21 protein-coding genes and 1 other RNA gene are annotated in these 21,286 nt (G+C 38.4%); 4 read left to right on the top strand and 18 right to left on the bottom strand.

Annotated elements, in window-relative coordinates; translation table 11 throughout:
* Positions 1–3: 3 nt before the first annotated feature.
* A complete protein-coding gene (locus tag BN988_RS02590; protein ID WP_036572880.1) occupies positions 4–204 on the top strand; it encodes a cold-shock protein in 201 nt (66 codons plus the stop codon).
* Between the two features lie 145 nt (positions 205–349).
* Positions 350–1,033 (top strand): queuosine precursor transporter, encoded by a 684-nt coding sequence (locus tag BN988_RS02585; RefSeq protein WP_036572877.1) that lies wholly within the window; start codon positions 350–352, stop codon positions 1,031–1,033.
* Positions 1,034–1,048: 15 nt separating this feature from the next.
* Here the strand turns inward: BN988_RS02585 and BN988_RS02580 are convergent, their stop codons facing one another.
* The 11 genes from BN988_RS02580 to BN988_RS02535 all read right to left on the bottom strand — a co-directional run bounded on the left by BN988_RS02580 (position 1,049) and on the right by BN988_RS02535 (position 9,794).
* Positions 1,049–1,558 (bottom strand): isoprenylcysteine carboxylmethyltransferase family protein, encoded by a 510-nt coding sequence (locus BN988_RS02580; RefSeq protein ID WP_036572875.1) that lies wholly within the window; start codon positions 1,556–1,558, stop codon positions 1,049–1,051.
* A gap of 163 nt (positions 1,559–1,721) precedes the next feature.
* The gene (locus BN988_RS02575; RefSeq protein WP_036572873.1) at positions 1,722–2,243 is read right to left on the bottom strand and encodes an isoprenylcysteine carboxyl methyltransferase family protein; all 522 of its coding nucleotides are present in this window, start codon (positions 2,241–2,243) and stop codon (positions 1,722–1,724) included.
* The gene (locus tag BN988_RS02570; protein WP_036572871.1) at positions 2,244–3,329 is read right to left on the bottom strand and encodes a type III polyketide synthase; all 1,086 of its coding nucleotides are present in this window, start codon (positions 3,327–3,329) and stop codon (positions 2,244–2,246) included.
* Positions 3,330–3,355: 26 nt separating this feature from the next.
* On the bottom strand, positions 3,356–4,855 hold the full coding sequence (locus BN988_RS02565) for a carboxypeptidase M32 (RefSeq protein WP_036572869.1): 1,500 nt from the start codon (positions 4,853–4,855) through the stop codon (positions 3,356–3,358).
* Positions 4,856–5,995, bottom strand: coding sequence for a THUMP domain-containing class I SAM-dependent RNA methyltransferase (locus BN988_RS02560; RefSeq protein WP_036572867.1), 1,140 nt, complete (start codon positions 5,993–5,995; stop codon positions 4,856–4,858).
* Between the two features lie 295 nt (positions 5,996–6,290).
* Positions 6,291–6,669, bottom strand: an RNA gene (rnpB, locus tag BN988_RS18520) — RNase P RNA component class B.
* A gap of 64 nt (positions 6,670–6,733) precedes the next feature.
* Positions 6,734–7,042: a cell division regulator GpsB gene (gene gpsB, locus BN988_RS02555; protein WP_036572866.1), complete on the bottom strand. Its 309-nt coding sequence runs from the start codon at positions 7,040–7,042 to the stop codon at positions 6,734–6,736.
* 261 nt (positions 7,043–7,303) lie between these two features.
* A complete protein-coding gene (locus BN988_RS02550) occupies positions 7,304–7,702 on the bottom strand; it encodes a cytidine deaminase (protein WP_036572864.1) in 399 nt (132 codons plus the stop codon).
* Positions 7,703–7,744: 42 nt separating this feature from the next.
* The gene (locus BN988_RS02545; protein ID WP_036572862.1) at positions 7,745–8,101 is read right to left on the bottom strand and encodes a DUF1798 family protein; all 357 of its coding nucleotides are present in this window, start codon (positions 8,099–8,101) and stop codon (positions 7,745–7,747) included.
* Between the two features lie 72 nt (positions 8,102–8,173).
* Positions 8,174–8,389, bottom strand: coding sequence for a hypothetical protein (locus tag BN988_RS02540; protein WP_036572861.1), 216 nt, complete (start codon positions 8,387–8,389; stop codon positions 8,174–8,176).
* A 442-nt stretch (positions 8,390–8,831) separates the two neighbouring features.
* A complete protein-coding gene (locus BN988_RS02535) occupies positions 8,832–9,794 on the bottom strand; it encodes a DUF2515 family protein (protein WP_036572859.1) in 963 nt (320 codons plus the stop codon).
* Between the two features lie 119 nt (positions 9,795–9,913).
* On the opposite strand from BN988_RS02535, the gene recU reads away from it, so the two are divergent.
* Both recU and BN988_RS02525 read left to right on the top strand, forming a co-directional pair.
* On the top strand, positions 9,914–10,513 hold the full coding sequence (gene recU / locus BN988_RS02530) for a Holliday junction resolvase RecU (protein WP_036572857.1): 600 nt from the start codon (positions 9,914–9,916) through the stop codon (positions 10,511–10,513).
* 17 nt (positions 10,514–10,530) lie between these two features.
* Positions 10,531–13,344 carry a transglycosylase domain-containing protein gene (locus tag BN988_RS02525; RefSeq protein ID WP_036572856.1) on the top strand — a complete coding sequence of 938 codons (2,814 nt, stop codon included), beginning with the start codon at positions 10,531–10,533 and terminating at the stop codon, positions 13,342–13,344.
* A gap of 39 nt (positions 13,345–13,383) precedes the next feature.
* On the opposite strand, the gene nth is transcribed toward BN988_RS02525, so the two are convergent.
* From nth to dinG, 7 genes are all read right to left on the bottom strand, one after another.
* On the bottom strand, positions 13,384–14,046 hold the full coding sequence (gene nth, locus BN988_RS02520) for an endonuclease III (RefSeq protein ID WP_036572855.1): 663 nt from the start codon (positions 14,044–14,046) through the stop codon (positions 13,384–13,386).
* Positions 14,047–14,049: 3 nt separating this feature from the next.
* Entirely contained in the window at positions 14,050–14,736 is a 687-nt protein-coding gene (locus BN988_RS02515) for a DnaD domain-containing protein (RefSeq protein ID WP_036572854.1), read from the bottom strand.
* Between the two features lie 271 nt (positions 14,737–15,007).
* Entirely contained in the window at positions 15,008–16,300 is a 1,293-nt protein-coding gene (gene asnS, locus BN988_RS02510) for an asparagine--tRNA ligase (RefSeq protein WP_036572853.1), read from the bottom strand.
* A gap of 19 nt (positions 16,301–16,319) precedes the next feature.
* Positions 16,320–17,507 (bottom strand): pyridoxal phosphate-dependent aminotransferase, encoded by a 1,188-nt coding sequence (locus tag BN988_RS02505; protein ID WP_036572852.1) that lies wholly within the window; start codon positions 17,505–17,507, stop codon positions 16,320–16,322.
* A 15-nt stretch (positions 17,508–17,522) separates the two neighbouring features.
* A complete protein-coding gene (locus BN988_RS02500) occupies positions 17,523–18,056 on the bottom strand; it encodes a cell wall elongation regulator TseB-like domain-containing protein (protein WP_036572851.1) in 534 nt (177 codons plus the stop codon).
* Positions 18,019–18,189 carry a YpmA family protein gene (locus BN988_RS18515; RefSeq protein ID WP_081779338.1) on the bottom strand — a complete coding sequence of 57 codons (171 nt, stop codon included), beginning with the start codon at positions 18,187–18,189 and terminating at the stop codon, positions 18,019–18,021. Before BN988_RS18515 ends, BN988_RS02500 begins: the two co-directional genes overlap by 38 nt.
* Positions 18,190–18,438: 249 nt before the next feature.
* On the bottom strand, positions 18,439–21,237 hold the full coding sequence (gene dinG, locus BN988_RS02495) for an ATP-dependent DNA helicase DinG (RefSeq protein WP_036572850.1): 2,799 nt from the start codon (positions 21,235–21,237) through the stop codon (positions 18,439–18,441).
* Between the last annotated feature and the right edge of the window lie 49 nt (positions 21,238–21,286).

Genomic DNA, 21,286 nt, shown 5'->3' with positions numbered 1-21,286 from the left:
TTCATGGAAAACGGAGTAGTAAAATGGTTTAACGCAGAGAAAGGCTACGGTTTCATCCAATTAGAAGAAGGAAATGATGTATTCGTACATTATTCTGCAATCCAAGAGGAAGGCTTCAAATCATTAGAAGAAGGACAAGAAGTATCCTTTGAAATAGTTGAAGGCGAACGTGGACCACAAGCTGCAAATGTAACAAAAAAATAAGTGAACGTATATAGAAGCGGTAATCTGTAAAAGGATTACCGCTTTTTCTGGTTTATCTCTTTCGTGCATTTAGCGAAAAATATGCTATAATAATATTTTCGCGGTTCGCAAACTCCCGCGTTATCAAAACTAAGGAGGCATTTACATGTCAAATGAACTTATATGGATTTTGTTTGCACTGATCAATTTCTCTTGTCTACTCTTATTTTATCGTTTATTTGGTAAAACGGGGCTATTTGTATGGATTGGGATGTCAACTGTTGTCGCCAATATGCAAGTACTAAAAACGGTTGAACTGCTCGGTCTGACAGCGACGTTAGGGAATATTATGTATGGAACAGCATACCTTGCAACCGACATTATCAACGAAAAATATGGTAAGAAAGAAGCTAAAAAAGCCGTCTGGCTTGGGTTTGCTACTTTAATTACCATGACCGTTGTAATGCAGTTCGCACTAGCGTTTCAACCAGCAGCTGATGATATTGCGCAAGGATCACTTGCCACCATCTTCGGCTTAGTAGTTCGTGTCGCTGCCGGAAGCCTCGCAGCATATATTATTAGTCAATATTTTGATGTATGGATATATGACAAACTAAGAAAACTCTTTCCTTCTGACCGGCAGCTATGGATTCGAAACAATGGTAGTACTGTGATTAGTCAATTGTTGGATTCCGTCGTATTTTGTACAATAGCCTTCTACGGACAATTTCCGTTTTCTGTATGGTTGGAAATACTTTTAACGACATATGTTATAAAATTTATCGTCGCGCTCTTAGACACACCTTTTATGTATATTGCAAAAAGAATGAACAACGAAAAGGCCAGCTAATGCTGGCCTTTTGCTTTAAGCATTGGTATAGACCTTTTGTGCTCCACTTTGAATAGATTTAAAATAGATCATATATAAAAAGGGGAAAACACACGCCGTGATATAAGCTCCAAATAAGAAGGAAATAAAAGCAATTTCCAATAATGTAATAACATATTCAGGTTGTTTTACATATTTGTACGGCCCTTGTTTAAACAATCTTACCCTTGGTAATGTAATCTTCTTTGCGTTCCAGAACATTCCTGCAGATCGAATGCACCACCATTTCCCACTGAGAATGATGACACAGCAAACAAAGAAGAACATATTAAAGGTGACGGTTGATTGTCGTAAAAATACCAATTCAAATAGAATGGCACTATAGCTTATATACTGCACAATTAATAAGCCACGATAATGCTTTTCGATGGAGCTTCTTCCCCCTTTTTCCAAAAGCCATCGTTCATTTCTGCTAGAAATTTTTTTGGTAGCAATTCTTTCTACTACTAATCCAACGATTGCAATCCACATCCAGGATACGATCACCAAAACCCTCTCCTCTACTTTTTCTGTTTAGTATTTGCATTAGGTTGTTAATTTATGAAGTTGGATTACAAGCAATTTCAAATGTGTTTGTTTCCTTTTGTATTTGTAAATTATCCATATAAAAAGAGACAGTCAACGTAGTGCTGACTGTCTCTCATTTAGATCATTTAGAAATCGATGTCTCCCTTAATGCCCGCTCCTCTGCTGGGATACGGATTAGGAGGAGGATAATATGCAGGATCGGGAATATAATACTGGTCAAATAGGCTTGAAACATAATGGGTATAATAAAGAGCTCTATCCCAACCACAACGTAATTAGGATGTGAGATGTATTTATATGGACCCGTTTTAATTAATGGGTAGTTTGGTGAAACAATAATCTTTGTGTTCCAGAACTTCCCTAGTGATGTAATACACCAGACTCGTAAAACTTGCGTTAAGATAAAGAGAGTTAGTAATACTAGCCCAGGATTTTGTACAGGTGCTTTTCTTGTATAAATTTCTAAAAGAATAGACAAGAAGAAAAGAGTATGGACAATAATAAACCATTTATAGTGTCCTTCCCCTTTTTCCACCCCTCCATGTGCTTTGAGCCAAAGCTCATTTCGTTTGGCGATGTTTACCTCTACTAGCCTTTGAACAACAAGATAAATAAATATGACCCATAAAAATACTGGTAACATTTATGTCCACTCCAGTAACAACAATTCTGAGCAAAAGCCAGGTCCGAGAGCAGAAAGTATACTTTTTGCTTTCGCAGGGTTCTGCTCCTTCATCACTTCATTTAAGACATAGAAAACGGTAGCAGAAGACATATTCCCATGGTTTTTTAAAACATGATAAGAATGCTTCAGTTTTGTTTTCGATGTTTCCAGGACCTCCTCCATCGCTTCCAGCACTTTTTTACCACCAGGATGGGCGATATAGGAATGGATCATGTTTTCTTCAAGCTCTCTCTCTTTAAAAAAGGCTAAACTATGTTCCTTCCAAAAAGAATGTACCAAGGATGGAATACTCCTAGAAAAGATAACTTCTAATCCTTGATCTGTTACATCCCATCCCATTACATCCGTGCTATATTTTTTCGTCCGGGAACTCGTATGCAAGATTTTAGCAGGGTCTGTTTTAAGATGGCTTTGATAAGGAGACGTCTCTCCCATTAATAAGACAGCGGCTGTTCCGTCACCGAATAAAGCACTTCCTATTATATTGCTTTTTTTCAGGTCGCTTTTTTGAAAGGTTAAACTACATAATTCGCAACATACAATAAGTGCAGTTTTATCTGGGTTTGCTGTAATCCAATCATGAGCTCGGGACAGGGCAATAGCTCCCCCTGCGCAACCTAGCCCCCATAACGGCATGCGTTTTATATCACTGCGAAAATCTCGCTGATTATACAAGTAGGTATCAATAGAAGGTGTCGCTATTCCAGTACTAGAAACAAATAAAATCATATCAATAGCGTCATGGGGAACTTCCTTTTTTAAGAATGTTTCATTTGCTAAGCAATTGTCAATCGCTTCTAGGGAAGTTGTCACAGCATGTTGTTGATAAAGATCGTTTCGTTCTTTAAAGCTGTGATCTGATCGAAACCAGTCTCTATTAACGACAAATTGTCTCATGGCAACCTCAGCGTTTTTAAAAACAGGAAGTAGTCTTGTGATATGCCTACTGGAACTACGAAAAATATCTTGAACTAGTTCCGTAATCTCTTCTTGTTGTATCGCATTTGGGGGTACTCCTAACCCAGTTGAACAAATGTATGTCATAATGCACCTTCCAACAGTTTATTCGTTTAAAATTGGTAGATACCGCTATATTTCTTCGTTAAATAGTCGACGAGATACTTTGCATCCAATGATTCACCAGTCACATCGTTTACTATTTCCAACGGCTTTTTCATTTTCCCAAATTGATGGACATGTTTGGTAAACCACTCTCTAATTTGGTGAAACTCCCCTGAAGCAATAAGGTTGTTCACATTCATTTCCTTGTTCAATGTATGATTAAATTGTGCAGCATACATATAACCAAGAGCATAGGATGGGAAATAACCAAAATCTCCTCCAGACCAATGAATGTCTTGTAGTACACCTTCTTTATCTGAAGGTGGTACTATTCCTAAGTAATCCTTCATTTTTTCATTCCACAAACCAGGTAAATCTTTCACATCTATTTCACCGTTAATGAGTGCTTTCTCAAGTTCATATCGAATCATAATATGAAGTGGATAAGTTAACTCGTCTGCCTCTATGCGAATAAAGGATGGTTTTACTTCATTTACAGCCCGATAAAATTGATTTAATGGTACAGATTGAAAAGCCTCTGGTGCATAATTTTTAAATAACTCATAATGACTAGACCAAAATGATTCACTTCTACCTACAAAGTTTTCCCAAAATAAGGATTGTGATTCATGAATTCCCATAGAAGTTCCGGTAGCTAGTGGAGTACTTGCCAAATTGCGATTTATATTTTGTTCGTAAAGCGCATGCCCGCCTTCGTGGATTGTACCAAATACAGCCATACGAAAATCTTCTTCATCATATCTGGTTGTTACGCGAACATCATTAATGTTTAATGAAATAGCAAAAGGATGTATGGTTTCATCAAGTCTTCCAGAACTGAAGTCATACCCCATTTTTTCTAAAATATCTAATGTAAAAGCTTCCTGCTTTGTTTTTGGAAAATGTCCTTTAAGCACTTGTGGGTCTGGTTTCACATTGCTTTGATTGATTTTATCCAGCAAACCTGTTAGCGAATTACGTAACGCAGGGAACACTTGATCTAAAGTTTCTGTTGTGACACCTGGTTCATAATTATGTAACAATGCATCGTAAATATTTTTCTCATATCCCCAGTAATTAGCAAATTTTTTATTATAGTCAACAAGCTTTTCTAAGTATGGCTGAAAAAGCGTAAAGTCTGACTTTTCTCTTGCTTCTTGCCAGATTGCCTCGGATTTAGATTGAAGCATTACATATTCTTTAAATTCATCATGCGGGATTTTGCGATTTCTCTCATAATTCTGCTCACATTCTTCAACCGTTTTTCGTATAATGTCATCTTTTGTATTATCCTTCAGTACGTCTATGAAGTATTTCATTTTCTCGGAGGTTTCAAGCTGATGAAGCTTCTCAGCTAGGAAACCAACTACTTCTGAGCGCTGCTCCACTCCCTTCTTTGGGATCTTTGTTCTCATATCCCAATGTGCAAGAGCTATTGCTTCCTTATAAGCGCTCTGTTCTTTTAACAGTTCTTTAAAGTCCTTCTCAATTAAGTATGTGTTCTCCAATTACTTCTCCCCCTTGGTTTTCTTTCCAAAGTACTGGTAATAGTCTGTTTTTATAAACCCATTAAATAGCTTACGCTTTTTAGTAGCGGTTTTTCCATACTGTTTCTCAAATTTTTCAAAAGCAGTTAGAATATAAACACTCCAGCTAGGATGTTCTTGCATAACAGTTCCAAAGTCTTGATAAATCTTCGCTACCGCTTCCTTATCGCTAAGTCGCTGTCCATATGGTGGATTGCCAATGATGTATCCATTTTCTTTTTTAATAGATAAATCCTTTACTTGCATTTGCTTCCAAGAAATTAAGTCACCAAACCCTGCTTCTGTGGAATTTCCTTCTGAGATTTTTATGAGCTTATGGTCAATATCGGACCCCGTAATGTCAAGTTTTTGGTCATAATTTGCCTTGTCTTCTGCTTCTTCAAAGGCCTTTTCCCAATGTTTTGCTTTAATAAGCGACCAACCTTCTGAAGCGAATTCTCTATTGAATCCAGGAGCGATATTTTGTCCAATCATGGCAGCTTCAATTGGAATCGTACCTGAACCACAAAATGGATCAATTAATGGATACTCGGCCTTCCAGTTCGTCAACAATACGAGTGCTGCAGCCATTGTTTCTTTAAGAGGAGCTTCTCCTTGGCCAATCCTATAGCCCCTTTTGTGGAGACCTACACCAGATGTGTCAATGGTTAGCATTGCTTCATCCTTTAACAAAGAAACTTCAACCTTGTAAAGAGCCCCAGTCTCTGGCATTTTAGAGGCAACACCATGCTTTAGCTTAAGTCGTTCAGCAATTGCCTTTTTGGTAATAGCTTGACAGTCTGGAACGCTAAATAATTTGGATTGTACTGATTTTCCTGAAACAGGAAACTGTCCTTCTTCAGAAATATAGTATTCCCATGGCAAGGCTTTCGTCGCTTCAAATAACTCATCAAACGTATAAGCCTTAAATCTTCCTACAAGTAATCGGACCCTGTCCGCCGTTCTGAGCCATAGGTTACACCGTGGAATAGCAGAAACCGGCGCTTCAAATACAACACGGCCATTCTCTACTTTTACTTCATACCCCAAGCTTTTTACTTCATTTGCAACAATTGATTCAAGTCCCATTGCTGCAGTTGCAATCAATGTAACATTCTGCATGTAATATATCCTTTCATATCTCGAAATTAATTCTTTTTTAGTTTATCATAATCCTCTGTAAAAGATGAATCCATATCCATTGAGTTAACAGCTTACCATCTGGCATAATGGGATGGGCTTGAGGAGTTCCTTATAAACAACTAGTTAACTAAAAGCTTAATCGGTACTCATTGTGGACATATTGGTAGATGATATAATCATGTACAATAAAAACGCATAAAACAAATAAAAAAACCTTGCTCACAGTATTGCTGTAAGCAAGGTTTTCATTTCTGTTATAATAGACCAATAAATACTCGATAAGCCATGTTCTGTCGCCAACGTACTACAAGTGGTGGTCAGCCTCGTACATTGGTTGTAATCATCTATCTACAAGTGCAAAAACTTGTCCCTACTTCGGTTCATTTCCCTACTGAAGGATGCCCCTACCAAAATTTGGGTTGCTCACTCGTGGGGTTTACCTCGTTCCACCTGAATAGTTTCCCATTCAGCTACGTCACTGTGGCACTTTCAAGGTACGTATCCCATATCCGAAGACTTAGGAATACCTCCTGCCGTTAACCCTGAAGGTTACCTTGACTTATGAATTCGTCAAGCACGAACACTACAAACATCGCAGTCTGTGTGAGCATGGACTTTCCTCTGCATGTAGCATGCAGCGATTACCTGAGTATTTATATTCAGTTTCACTATTGTATCATTTTTTTGCTGATTCGACAAGTTCTGCTTTACATAAACCTAGTTATCCGTTTCTGCAAACTTTTTACCAAAAACAGCTTTCTCCAAGTTGGATAATCTTTTTAAAACATCATAATTCATTTGTGGCGCTGGTTGTGTAGATCGGCTTCTTGTTTGATCTGATGTTGTTTTCTTAAGTCGCTCATTCTCTTGTTGTAATCGGTCAATTTCTTGCTTGAATAGATCGTAATCTTGAATAATTTTGTCTAGGAACTCGTCCACTTCTTCTTGATTGTATCCTCGCATACCTGTTTTAAATTCTTTCTCAAGTATGTCTTTCCCACTAAATTGAACTTGACTTAAACTCAATTTTATCACCTCATCCTATTTACATGCCTATTTTTCCAAAATACAAACTTATTGTCAATGTAAAGTCTATTTATCCGAAACTTATTTTATACATCGATATCCAAATTGAATGTTTCGCATACCTACATGGTACCAGTTTACCAATAAAAAAGGAACCTGAAAGATCAGCTCCCTTTACTTTTCGTTCTATAATGTGGATAGCACTATTAATTAAAGGAATATCTTCAATCCTAATAGCAGATTTATGTAAAGAAAATACGATTACTTCTCCATATCGGATTGGTGAAAAGAGAATGGAAGCAGTTCCTCCATAGTCACAGTTTTAACCATTTTTTCATTGTTCGTCAAGTGGATCACCATTTCACTATCAAAAAACTCACTCATCACTTGTCGACAAGAACCGCACGGCGGCACTGGACGTTTCATATCAGCTGCTACAGCCATTTCTGTGAATTCTCTTTCGCCATCTGATATTGCTTTGAAAATGGCCACTCGTTCAGCACAACAGGTTACAGGATAAGCTGCATTTTCAATATTACAGCCAGTATAAAGCTTACCAGACTTCGTTAACAAAGCAGCCCCGACGGGAAAAGAGGAATATGGGATATAAGCTTTTTCTCTCATCTTCAATGCTTCTTCAATCAATTTATCTTTCGTCATTTTGTATCCCCCAGTATCATTCTTAATTTATGTAAAACGGTATTATGCTTGGGACAACTCCCGCTGGATTTGATCCAGTACATAATGGATAGAATTGTTTAATTCCATATACCGTTTCCTTCTCGCATCAATATAGTAGCTATGCATAAGCATTAGCTCCATGTTCTCTCTTGTGGAAGTTACTTGGTGTGGATGTACTTGTACCTCCCTGTTCTTTACCGCCTCTAATGCGGACTGCTCCCATTGGTTAAGGAGCTCATAGACAGGTTCTGTTTCCTGCTTCACCTGTAAAAAGAATTCTCTATCTTTTTTATTTTCAGGTGGATCACTGTATTCAAATTTGTCTTTCAGCCTTATTAAATATTGCTGAAGCTTCTCTGTCTGTTCGAGTAAATTCATGTTAAAACAACCGCCTTTTGCCTTCAAACTCTACAACAATACTTTATCATCAATTTACAAAAAATGCACCTTCTACTTTAGCGAAAATGCGCCTCTGATAGTGGAGCGTGTATGACTTATCCTTAACTGCTGTGTTTCAAAGTCTTCAGAAATAGTACGATCCACACGTGTGGTTAATTTCTGATCCATTCTTCTAACTTGATCAGCTAATCCTTGTAAGTGCAGTTCCACCGTATTCTTTTCTACCCCATTTACACTACTCTCTACATATTTAATTGCCAGCCCCATATACACCCACTCCTCTTCATTGTGTAATTGTTCTATTCGCTTCAGAATGAAAGTGTCCTGCCTGTTCGACAAAAGAAGTAAGAACACAACAAAAGAAGTGGAATTACTTATCATTTAGCAATAATGAGACAAACTAATAAGCGAAGGAGGGATATAAATGAATAAGAAAAAGCAAAAGCAAAAAGCTGAAAGCGAAAAGTCCCGCTCACTAAAAACTGGGGATAAGAAGCTACAAGGTCCGAATCGCCCTTCCACATAAAGTGAAGCTTCAATCAGTGGGGGTTTTCGTTCTTCACCCACTGATTGTTAGTTGAACGAATCGGGATCTTAGCGTTTGTTTACTCCCACTAAAAACTTAATGGTTCCACTTCCGGTTTTGAAGTGGGAGTCTTACGGACGGTTGCTCCGGGATAAAAAGCATTAGGCCCGGCTGGATAACAATTTACCAGTCGGGCCTCATTGCGTACTTCATATAATAGTATCCAAATAGTAAGTCACGTCTCCTATAATACGTTTTTTTCATGTCCTCCAAAGATGTTTCTTTTGGTGTTTGCCACCATTTACTAGGAATACCCCCTGTCTTCCACCAATCTTTACGAATATTATCCTGATGTTTAATTACTGGGTAGAGCACGCGTAACATTGGAGCGTACGGATAATGTGAAGATAAATACGGTTCATAATCCCTGCGTGAGCCAGTATGTTCCTGTGTTTTAGCAAAATATAGGGATTTGTCATAAACATTCGGGGAATAGAGTATATTAGCAAGTCTAACACCTAAGCCTATTCGTTTCGAGATATTTGTAAATCCATGAACATACGATCCGAATACTTCCGAGGAACTAGTTGGGAATAATACAGCATTCAATCGTAAAAAGTTCTGCATTATGTATGGAAGTTGATTAAAAACATGATACTGAAAGTACGTTTGTTTCACAACGGGGCCTTGGATTACATTTTGTTCATTAATAATTAGGGCGATCATAAGCTTGTCGCGTTCCTGCCTTTCCCAAAATAACATCCATTGCTCGATCATAAATGATGAAACGTGAAACTTTTTCAACAAATGAAACAGCGGTTTTTCTGCTTGCTTGGAAAGGTTATACACTAGTAACTGAGGGAAAGCATCTGAAAAAATCAGCCAATTTGCTCGCTCATACGTCATAAATAACTGGTCTCTTTCTTTTTTTCCTAAGATTTTTTTAAAAGGTTGTAAATGAAGGTCAGTCATGTTCCAGCCAGCATTTCTAGAAACCATGCTTGCAAGAAAGGCCCATTTAATTTCCGGGTTTTCTAAATAGAAGTTCTGGTAAGCCTTTGTCCGAGAAATATTGTCTTTATTATGCTTCCTTGTGGTGTTTATTATATAATGGATATATGGATCGAATGAGTCGTCTCCGTACATGGATGAACCTGCTTTCGTTTACTATATTTTGTTTCATTCTCATCCAATTGATGCTTTTACAGTTATCATTTCCTACTATATCTGATATGATACTGTAATATGCAAGGAGGATTTTTTTAATGAACTACCCAAATGGAAAAAGAGGATCGTTAACACAACCTTCTCAAAGTAGACCCTCCAGTGCAGCAAACCATGCTTTTAGTAACAGAGGAATGACGTTAGAAGAAGATATTAATGAAACAAACCGCTTTTACCTTGATACGGACAAGGCGATTATTCATAAAAAACCAACACCTGTTCAAATTGTTAAGGTAAATTACCCAAAAAGGAGTGCTGCTGTAATAACAGAAGCATATTTCAAACAAGCATCAACCACTGACTATAATGGTGTATACCGAAGCAAGCATATAGACTTTGAAGCCAAAGAAACGAAAAACAAAACGTTATTTCCATTAGCAAATATCCATGATCACCAAGTTGCTCATATGCGTTCTGTGGTGGAACATGGTGGTATTTGTTTCTTATTAATTCGATTTACTTTATATCAAGAGACGTACTTTTTACCTGCTGAGAAACTTTTTCAGCACTGGGACGACAAATTAAAAGGTGGAAGAAAGTCGATAAGCTACGACCAGATATGTCAGGAAGGGCACCAGATCCCCTTTCAATATCAGGCAAGAATTGATTATTTAGCTATCATTGATAAGCTTTATTTTTAGAGACGGAGGAATGAGTTATGGCCAATAATAGCCAATCTCGTACAGCAAGAAGAAAACAAAAGAAATCATCGAAAAAGCCTTTATGGAAAAAAATCCTACTTATTATGCTACTTATCTTTATTATTATGGGAATAGGTGCTGGAGCAACCGCAGCTTATTGGATTGCAACAGCACCCGACCTTGATGAATCAAAATTATCCGATCCCCTTGCTTCTCAAATACTAGATAAGGATGGAGAAGTATTTGCAACACTGGGTGAAGATAATAGAACAAAAATCAGCTATGATGATCTGCCCCAGGTACTCATAGATGCGGTCACGGCTACTGAGGATGCCCGGTTCTTTGAGCATTCTGGAATTGATTTGCGCCGTATCGGTGGTGCTGTATTAGCTAACTTTAAAAATGGTTTTGGATCAGAAGGAGCGAGTACTATAACCCAACAGGTTGTAGAAAAGTCTTTTTTATCTGCTGAGAAGAAAATCAGTTTAAAAGTTCAAGAGCAGTGGCTTGCACTTAAACTGGAACGTGAATATTCCAAAGAAGAAATATTAGAAATGTATCTAAATAAAATCTTTTATGGTAGTAATGCATATGGTGTAGCAACAGCTGCTGAGACTTATTTTGGTAAGGACGATTTAAGCGAACTTACCCTTCCAGAAGCAGCTATTTTAGCAGGCTTACCACAGCGTCCAACAGCTTACAATCCTTATGAAAATCCAGAACTGACAAAGGAACGAATGAATACTGTTCTTACATTAATGGTAAGACACGGTAAGATTTCAGAAGAGCAAGCAGAAGAAGCGAGAGAAGTCGATATTCCCTCTTTATTAGCAGGAAAAAGTGACGACTCTGTTCCTTATCAGGCATTTCTAAAACAGGTACAGCGCGAAGTGAATGAAAAAGTAGATGGTGCAGACATTTATTCAGATGGTCTGAAAATCCATACTACTATTGATACAAGTATTCAAGAACATGTTGAGTTCTTACTAACTGATAGTGAGGAGAACCCTATCCCCTACCCTGATGATGAAATGCAAGCAGGGATGACAGTGCTTGATACAAAAAATGGTGCCATTCGAGCAATTGGCGGTAGCAGAAATGGGAATGGTACGGGATACAATTATGCCATCCAAGGTGGACAACAGCCTGGTTCAACCATGAAACCACTTGTAGCTTACGGTCCAGCAATTGAGTTTAATAAAATGTCCACTTATCATCAAATAAATGATGATAAACCATATGATTATGGTGGGGACAGCCCAATTAGAAACTGGAACCGAAGCTATGCAGGTTGGATGAGTGCAAGACATGCACTAAACCAATCGCTCAACGTTCCTGCAGTTAAAACATTAGAAGAAGTTGGCTATGATAAAGCACAAAGTTTTGCTGAGAGTCTAGGTATAAAATTTGCCGATGATTCTATTACAATAGGTGATGCGATTGGTGGAACCGGAACGAATGTTACCCCATTACAAATGGCTGGAGCATATCGAGCATTCGGTAATGAAGGTCTATACAACGATCCGTATGCTGTTACCAGTGTTGAATTCCCTGATGGTAGGACCGTCGAATTAAAGCCGGAAGCAGAAGCCGTGATGGCTGATTACACGGCGTACATGATTACGGATATGCTAAAAACCGTAATTACGGACGGAACTGGTGCCCAAGCAAATGTTCCAGGTGTGACGGTTGCAGGTAAGACTGGAACAACGAGTTTACCTGACGAATCAGGCAGCCCGGATTCCTGGTTTACTGGTTATTCAACGAATTATACGATCTCGGTTTGGACTGGTGGTTACACGAATGAGGATGGACAAAGAGCAGCAATTCCGAATGGTCAAACGAAAATACCACATGCCCTGTTTAGTAATACAATGGCAGAAATCTCCAAAGACATGGAGAACACGGACTTCGTTAAGCCAGATTCAGTAGTAGAAGCGGCAGTAGAAAAAGGTTCGCGCCCTGCAGCGAAGCCAAGTGACTACACCCCTTCTTCCCAAATCGTAACGGAGCTCTTCGTAAAGGGAACAGAACCAGATGACACCTCCGAGAAGTTTGATGAACTTGATCCTGTAAGCGGGCTATCTGCAAGCTATAACGAAGATAGTAACGCGATAGAAGTTACATGGGATTACGACGGTGATGCAGATGTTTCGTTTGAAGTTAGTGCTCAGGTAGATGATGGTCAAATGCAAGGTCTCTCTACAACCGAAGATACATCTATGGAGATATCTGAAGTAGAACCTGGTACTGACTATACAATACAGGTAGTTGCAACAAGCAATGACGGGGATATGCAAAGTGAACCGGCAACGACCTCGGTTTCCGTTCCTGGCGGTGATGAGGAAGAAGAAGAAGGAAATATCCCGCCAGTTAGTGGGTTATCTGCTAAATATAATAAAGATAACTCCATTATCGATGTGTCATGGAATTACAATGGGCCACCAGCCTCTTTTGAGGTAGCTGTTAACGGTCAAACCCAGACCGTTGAATCCAACGGCATTGAAATTAGTGGTGCCTCACCAGGTGAAACGTATAATATTGTCGTGACACCTATTGGTCAAAATGGCGCAAATGAAGGCGTCGAGGGCGAATCTCAGTCAACAAGCGTCACGGTACCAGCGGCGGAAGAAGATACTGGCGAAGGTAACGGTGATGATGAGGATAGCGGAGACCAAAGTGATGAGGGCTCTGATGAGGGAAATAATGATGAAGCTAATAATGAGGGTAATGGAAATAACGGAAACGGAAATGGCAATGGCAATGGAAACAATGATGAAGGTACAGACGATGAAAGTGAAAATGATGACGAGGAAGGTAGTGGGAATTAACCCTCCCCCTTCGAATCTAAAAAGAGGTAAACGCAGTTACTATGCGTTTACCTCTTTTTCTTTTTTCATTCGTTTTTGCCCTTCTCTACATAGGTCTAGCAATGGACATGTTGGGCACTCAGGATTTCTCGCTTTGCAATGATATCTGCCAAAGAATATTAGTCGGTGATGGGTATCGCTCCACTCTTCTATAGGTACTTTCCGCATCAACGTCTCTTCAACTTGAACAACTGAATCCTTCCACCTACAAATACCTAATCGTTTAGATACCCGCTCTACATGCGTATCTACAGCGATTGCTGGTTCGTTAAACGCAACAGATGCTACAACATTCGCAGTTTTACGACCGACACCTGCCAGCTTCTCCAGCTCTGCTTTTGTTCTCGGTACTTCCCCACCATAATTCTCAATTAATACTTCACATAGTTTACGAATATTTTTCGCCTTATTACGATATAAGCCGATGGAACGTATGTCTTGTTGTAATTCTTCAAGGGAAACTGCAAGATAGTCCTCCGGTGTCTTATATTTTTTAAAGAGTTCAGCTGTTACTTTATTTACAAGTACATCTGTACACTGCGCGGATAATAAAACAGCTATCACAAGCTCAAAAGGATTAGCGTGCTTTAATTCGCATTCCGCATCAGGAAACATTTTTGTTATTTCATCCAAGCAGTATCGTATTTGTTTTTTATTCAGCATTGCCTAATCCTCCCCTTCTAGCCAGTTATAGTAAAAGGATGTATCCCGTTTAGTACGATGGCCTTCTTGTTTTGTAGTCTGATTGCCATGAAACTTCTTACTCGCATCTCTTGCTTGTTCTACCGTGTGGATTCCTTTCTTATGCCATTCTCTTAAAATACGATCGATGTATTTGAAATTCAACTTGCCCATTAAAACCGATTCTCTTAAGGCTGCCTTAATTAAAGAGGCGGCTTGTTTATCTTCATCAAGCCAACCATTGATTGTCTCAATTTCAAAAGGTGACAGTGGTCTGCCGAATTCTTGTTCAAATAGAACAAAAATCGTCCCATCCGCATGTTCTTCCGTTTTATCTTCCTTTTCTGTATAGAGCTTTTCCCATAACTCGTTTAAAGAATATACTTCACTAATCTTTTCCGTCTCTTTATTGTTATTTTTTTCAATAACCAGTACTCCTTTTTGAATTAGCTTGCGTAATAAATTAGAGCATTGTTCCTCATTTATTGTCATATTATCTGATAGTTCTGCTGGAGTGGGAAACCCAATTCCCTTTTGTTGAAATTGCTGTACTTGTAAAATAAGCATGACGTCTGTTTCGTCAAGCCCCAACGTTTGAAAAGAAGTGAAAAGCTTTATTGGTATATTTATTTGATCCAATAGTATTTGTTGAACTTGCAATTGCTTCTTCATATTAGCACCTCAATTGTTAGTATAGCATGTTAATGTTAGAAAAATCTCGATTGAATTCGGCTGGTTTAAGACTTTCCAGTGTGACACATCACCATTTATTACCGTTTCGACACATCATTTTAAAAGTGTAAAATGTCTAAAGAGATCAAAGTTGGTTACTAGAGATATTTTACTAAAGTAGCCTGTCCCCTACCATTTTCTTTCATAAACGGAATAAAAATCCCTTGCACTGTAAAAGGCAAGGGATTGCGTTTTAAAACTTAATCGATACTTATGGATACAAACGATTTAATAAACGTGGGAACGGTATTGTTTCTCTTACATGGTCTACACCTGATAACCAGGCTACCGTTCTTTCTAAGCCAAGACCGAAACCAGAGTGTGGAACACTTCCATATTGACGGAGTTCGAGGTACCACTTATAAGCTTGTCCTGTTAGACCATGCTCTTCATAGCGTTCCTGCATTAATTGTAGATCATCAATTCGTTGTGATCCTCCAATGATTTCTCCATATCCTTCGGGAGCGATTAAATCGGCACATAACACAACATCCGAGCGATCCGGATGTGGTTTCATATAAAAGGCTTTAATATCTTTTGGATAGTTTGTAATGAATACAGGCTTGTCAAAGCTTTCTGCTATAGCCGTTTCATGTGGCGCACCAAAGTCTTCGCCCCATTTAATATCTGTAAATCCTTTTTCTTGAAGTAATGCAATCGCATCGTCATAAGAAATTCTTGGGAAAGGCGCTTTAATAGCTTCTAATTTCGATGTATCCCTCTCGAGAACATCCAACTCCAATTTACAGTTCTCTAAAACATTTTGTGCGATAAAGCTGACATATTGCTCTTGTATCTCTAAGCTTTCCTCATGATTTACAAAAGCCATTTCGGGTTCTATCATCCAGAACTCGATAAGATGTCTTCTCGTTTTAGATTTCTCGGCACGGAAGGTTGGTCCAAAAGAAAATACTTTACCAAAAGCCATTGCAGCTGCTTCCATGTACAATTGTCCACTTTGAGAGAGATATGCCTCCTCGTCAAAATACTTTGTATGGAAAAGCTCTGTTGTCCCTTCAGCAGAAGAGCCAGTTAGGATTGGTGGATCTATCTTTACATAGTCATTTTCGTTGAAAAATTGGTAAGTCGAACGAATGATCTCATTACGAATCTTCATCACTGCATGCTGACGTTTAGAGCGAAGCCATAAATGTCTATGGTCCATTAAGAACTCTGTCCCATGCTCTTTTGGTGTAATTGGATAATCTGTTGCTTCATGAATCAATTCGATATCACTAACCTGCATTTCATAGCCAAAAGGAGATCTTGTATCTTCCACGATCTTACCAGTTATGTACATGGAAGATTCCTGTGTGATATTTTTTGCGAGCTGAAAAGCTTCCTCGCTGACATCACTTTTTACAACAACACCTTGGATAAAACCTGTCCCATCACGTAATTGTAAAAATGCAATTTTACCACTTGAGCGTTTATTTGATAACCATGCTCCCATAGTAACCGTTTGTTCATTATATTTTGGTGCTTGCGATATAGTAATTTTCACTTTTCTACCTCCTACACATCTATGATTGATGTTTTATAACAAATTGTTTAATTCTTTCGGCTGCTTCTTTAAGTGCTTCTGTTGAAGTAGCATAAGATAACCTAATATTATCCTCTGAACCAAAGCCAGAACCAGGCACAACGGCAACTTTTTCCTCTTCTAATAAAGCTGCTACCCAATCATCTACATTAGCATAGCCACAATTGGTTGCTGCTTCCTTAACATTAGGAAATAAGTAAAAAGCCCCTTTTGGTTTAATGCAGCTAACACCAGGTATATCACTTAACAACGCGTGTAGCATTTCCAATCGTTCTGCAAATACTTTCTTCATTTCATCTAATGTTGTATCACCGGTTTGCTCATACGCCGCCAAAGCTGCATATTGAGCAATAGATGTGGGGTTTGATGTAGAATGCGATGCAAGGTTTGTCATGGCTTTAATAATTTCTTGTGGTCCAGCTGCGTATCCAATTCTCCAACCAGTCATGGAGTGGGATTTACTTACACCATTGATTACGATCGTGTGTTCATATAATTCCTGTGACAACTGAGCAACTGATACATGTTCATCATCTGTATATATTAGCTTTTCGTAAATCTCATCTGAAACGATAAGGATATTATGTTTTAGGCATACCTCGCCTAATGCCTTTAACTCTGCTTTTGTATACATCATACCTGTTGGGTTACTTGGAGAGTTGATAATAACAGCTTTTGTTTTCTCTGTAATCGCCGCCTCAAGCTCCTGTGGTGTCATTTTAAAATGATTGTCTTCTTTAGCTGTTACAAAAACAGGTTGCCCGCCAGCTAGTTTTACTTGCTCCGGATAGCTTACCCAATATGGTTTTGGCACAATAACTTCATCTTTATCATCTAATAACACTTGAAATAACGTGTACAATGCATGTTTAGCGCCAGTTGTTACAATAATTTGGTCAGGACGATAACGAAGTTGATTATCAGTTTGAAACTTATTCACAATCGCATCTTTCAATTCTACAATGCCGCCAGATGGTGTATATTTTGTTCTCCCATCATTCATTGCCTCCATTGCAGCGTCGAGGATATATTGTGGGGTATTAAAGTCCGGCTCCCCCGCTCCGAGTCCAATTACATCATGTCCTTGCTGTTTTAACTCCTTCGCTTTTGCTGTAATAGCAAGTGTGGAAGAGGGTGATAATGTTTTTACTCTTTTAGCTAAGTTCATTCACTTTTCACCTTTCTATTTAAACATTTGTTTTAAGCGATATTGTTCGAATTGACTACCATCTTCGATTGCATAGTAATCGAGAACATAACGGTCAGAAGCATCCCGATACGTGATTTCCCAGAGTACCTCTTCATCGACTATTCCTGGTACGATCTTAATAAATTCACAATCGGTACAATTGCTTTTCCACTTACGTAGCATATCTTCTTCACTAATCATCTCTTGTTCGTTAATAGTCGTCAAGGTCTTTTCCTTACCCTTCAAAGGGTAAAAAACGAGTCTGCCTTCATTCTCATCCGTTTGCCCAAATACTACATGATAGCTCTCTGCCCCATTGAAGGTGACAACTTTTTCAATCTCTGTTACAGATGTAGCAGATAAGACCTGCTTTTTTGTTGTTTCAAATCCTGCAGTTCGATTTTCGTTTATGTCATGATACAAAAATGCAGCATATATCCCTATTGCTACTACTACAATGCCTACTAGCAGCAAGCTCCATCTCAGCCAGCTAGGTTTTGTATATGGTGAAGATTGCCTGATTCTCATCATTTTCATCCAATGTTAGACCAAACATTAAATCATCCTCTTTAAGAGTTCGATTTAATGAATCGACAATTTTATAAAGATCTGATGAATATTGGAGCTTGACTGTTGACAGGGTTTGTATTTTATTATCCATCTTTTCCCCTCCAGTTAAAGAACTGCTTGTTTTATCAAATATTGTTAGACATAGTGTAGGGCTCATTGCTTATACTATAAGTATGTTGATATAAGGTGAAACGCAATTACAGTATACCAAGTAAGCGAAGGATTGTGTTTTATTTAATTCAATAAATTTATTCCAACCTATACCATACCATCTTTCCTACTGATGCACAATTGACGCATCAGTAGTTTTTTTACCTTTTATGATCCACTGATAAATATATTAGAACCATTCTTCTGCTTTTCGCATTAGCTGTTGGGTTGTATCCTTCGTTAAAGGAATCTCAGGTATAGAATCAAGAAAATACTTGCCATATCTCGCTTGAATGATCCTTGAATCACAAACGAATACGATCCCTCTATCCGTGTTTGAACGGATAAGCCTGCCAAAGCCTTGTTTAAATCGAATAACAGCATTTGGTAACGATAATTCCATGAACGCATTCTTCCCATTTTCCTTTAAATTTGCAGATTTTGCTTCAAAAATAGGATGATCTGGTGGTTGAAATGGCAAACGTACAATCACCAGACTGGATAAGTCTTCTCCAGGTATATCTACACCTTCCCAGAATGAACTGGTTCCCAGTAATATGGATTGATCAAATGTTTGGAAATTCTTTTTTAGCCTGCTCCTGCTTCCACTTGATATGCCTTGCGCAATTAAAGCGTAGGTGGATGTGTCCATAATTTCTTTAAGCAGATAGTAGGATTTCTTTAACATATCATAAGACGTAAATAGAACAAGCATTCTTCCACTGGTGATTTCAGCTAGCGAAAAGATAGCCTCACACGTGGCATAAATAAAGTCGTCCTGATTGCCATGTTTTATATCAGGAAAATCAGTTGGAATCATCAGTTGGACCTGATCTTTATAAGAGAATGGAGAAGGAATCTTCTTGGTTTCAATTTCTTCGTCTGTTAATCCTAATCGCTCTTTAATAAAAGTAAACGAATTCTTCATAGTCAGGGTAGCGCTGGTCAAAATAACACTTTCTTTTTTTGCAAAGAAATCAGTGGATAGAAAACCAGATATATCCGTTGGTTCACTATATAGATATACTGCATTTTTTGCTCCATATGTTTCCACTTCCACCCATTTAACGAACTTAGGTGAATCGGCTGCAAGAAAGAGGGATTCAAGATGATCCATATATTGTTGTAGCTGCTCAATATACTGTTCAACTTCATTTTTGTCATATTTATCTTCATATTGTTTCGCAAGATTCTGATCTAGCCTTGCTAAAATATAGATTAAATCACGAAGGAAAAACATCAAGCGGTTTGTCATCTCCAAAATAGTGTCCCATTTTGCCGTATCTTCCTTGCTATTCTCAAACCTGTATTGTGTCCGACCAATATCGCTTAAAGATTTTTGATGCTTATTTTGTTCGGCCACATACTGGAAAATACCCCGAAACAAATCATCGGTCTCATATTTTGCATCAATTATGAGATCATCCCATCTATCAATCATTTCCTCTTCTATAAAGTCTCTGTATTTCGTAATCAATTGACCAATAAATTTTGGATCATTGGTCTCGCCTATCTGATTTAGCGTATACTGCATGTTCATATAATCTAGCTTAAGTCCATAGTGCTTTGATGCGGTTTCCTCAAAATGATGTGCTTCATCAATGATCACTTTATCGTAGCTTGGCAATAATTGATAATCATTAAAGATATCTGTAGCTAGAAGCGCATGATTTGTAATCACAATGTCAGCCTGTTGAGCTGCTTTTCTCGCTTTTTGGTAATAGGATCTTAAGAACCATGGAGACTGGGGATCCACATGGGCTTCTGTATCTGTAGATACGCGTCTAAAAAATAAATAACCACTTGAAGGTAACTGAACCTCGTCAATATCTCCGGTTTGCGTTTCTGTTAGCCAAACTAAAATCATGGCCTTCGTGAGGGTGATATCATAATTATCCTTCTCTGTGCTAAGCAATTCCCTTTCAAATTTTTCCAAACTGATATAATGGCTTTTCCCTTTTAGTAAGGCTACCTTAAAAGGAAATGGAAGAAGATTACGTATTAGCGGGATTTCCTCTTCTAATAGCTGTGTCTGTAACTGGGTAGTAAAGGTACTGATAACCAGTCGCTGTCCAGATATAACGGCATCATAAATAGCAGGAAGTATGTATGCAAGTGATTTTCCTGTACCAGTTTCTGCTTCTATTAAAGCATGACGTCGAGATTGAAATGCGTCATAAATGGTTTCTGACATCTCACGCTGGCCTGTTCTTTTCTCATATCGAGCCATTTGCTGAGATAGTGTCCCGCCTTCTTCATAGATTGCATCTAAAAAATCTCCATAGGAGCCTATCCTCGTTTGTGGCGTATTCTTTGTCTCCTTGATTTTTTTAAATGCAAGACCCTGAAATGTTTCTAACTCAGGATCTTCCTGGGTAGAAAATGCAAGCTCATTTTCTCGATCAGCCAGTAATGCGAAAAGATCTGATTTTAACATTTTCTCAAGGCGTATTAAATGTGTAATTGTCTCATAAGGAAGGTTATCAAGTCGCTCCCTAAGCTTTAAAAATAGCTTTGCTGTTACGTATGCGTCAGATAATGCGCGATGCGGGTCTTCATGGTGAATTCCCAAGTACTCTGCAAGCTGACCTAATTTATAGCTGGGAGCCTTAGGGTAAAGAACACGTGCCAATTCTACCGTATCTAGAACTGGATTTTGAAGTAATTCTCTCCCCACTGCTGCAAATTCAGCGTTTATAAAGCCCATATCGAATGGGACGTTATGTGCAATTAAATAACTGTCTTCAAATAAAGCAGCAATTTCCTCTGCCCTTTCTTCAAATGTCGGTGCATCTTTAACATCCTCATCCCTTATACCTGTTAAACTTGATATAAATTCAGGAATGGATTTACCCGGGTTGAGGAAAGTGCCATAGCTATCAACTACTTCATTCTCTTCGATAACTACAATACCAACTTCAATAATTTTATCTCTTTTTACTGCTGAATGGCCGGTAGTTTCTAGGTCGATCACGACAAATCGTTCCACTCGACCACCTCACTTTCCCTCTATCTATGCTTTCATTATATGACTACTT

This window comes from Oceanobacillus picturae (assembly GCF_000612865.1).
GTDB classification, from domain to species: domain Bacteria; phylum Bacillota; class Bacilli; order Bacillales; family Amphibacillaceae; genus Oceanobacillus_B; species Oceanobacillus_B jordanicus.
Note: the sequence above shows the minus strand (reverse complement) of the source record. Positions and strands in the feature narration are given on the sequence as shown.

Coding starts and splice junctions, on each gene's coding strand:
- BN988_RS02590 (WP_036572880.1), top strand. CDS start 4: ATGGAAAACGGAGTAGTAAAATGGTTTAACGCAGAGAAAGGCTACGGT.
- BN988_RS02585 (WP_036572877.1), top strand. CDS start 350: ATGTCAAATGAACTTATATGGATTTTGTTTGCACTGATCAATTTCTCT.
- BN988_RS02575 (WP_036572873.1), bottom strand. CDS start 2,243: ATGTTACCAGTATTTTTATGGGTCATATTTATTTATCTTGTTGTTCAA.
- BN988_RS02570 (WP_036572871.1), bottom strand. CDS start 3,329: ATGACATACATTTGTTCAACTGGGTTAGGAGTACCCCCAAATGCGATA.
- BN988_RS02560 (WP_036572867.1), bottom strand. CDS start 5,995: ATGCAGAATGTTACATTGATTGCAACTGCAGCAATGGGACTTGAATCA.
- BN988_RS02550 (WP_036572864.1), bottom strand. CDS start 7,702: ATGACGAAAGATAAATTGATTGAAGAAGCATTGAAGATGAGAGAAAAA.
- BN988_RS02545 (WP_036572862.1), bottom strand. CDS start 8,101: ATGAATTTACTCGAACAGACAGAGAAGCTTCAGCAATATTTAATAAGG.
- BN988_RS02540 (WP_036572861.1), bottom strand. CDS start 8,389: ATGGGGCTGGCAATTAAATATGTAGAGAGTAGTGTAAATGGGGTAGAA.
- BN988_RS02535 (WP_036572859.1), bottom strand. CDS start 9,794: ATGTACGGAGACGACTCATTCGATCCATATATCCATTATATAATAAAC.
- recU (WP_036572857.1), top strand. CDS start 9,914: ATGAACTACCCAAATGGAAAAAGAGGATCGTTAACACAACCTTCTCAA.
- BN988_RS02525 (WP_036572856.1), top strand. CDS start 10,531: ATGGCCAATAATAGCCAATCTCGTACAGCAAGAAGAAAACAAAAGAAA.
- nth (WP_036572855.1), bottom strand. CDS start 14,046: ATGCTGAATAAAAAACAAATACGATACTGCTTGGATGAAATAACAAAA.
- BN988_RS02515 (WP_036572854.1), bottom strand. CDS start 14,736: ATGAAGAAGCAATTGCAAGTTCAACAAATACTATTGGATCAAATAAAT.
- BN988_RS02505 (WP_036572852.1), bottom strand. CDS start 17,507: ATGAACTTAGCTAAAAGAGTAAAAACATTATCACCCTCTTCCACACTT.
- BN988_RS02500 (WP_036572851.1), bottom strand. CDS start 18,056: ATGAGAATCAGGCAATCTTCACCATATACAAAACCTAGCTGGCTGAGA.
- BN988_RS18515 (WP_081779338.1), bottom strand. CDS start 18,189: ATGGATAATAAAATACAAACCCTGTCAACAGTCAAGCTCCAATATTCA.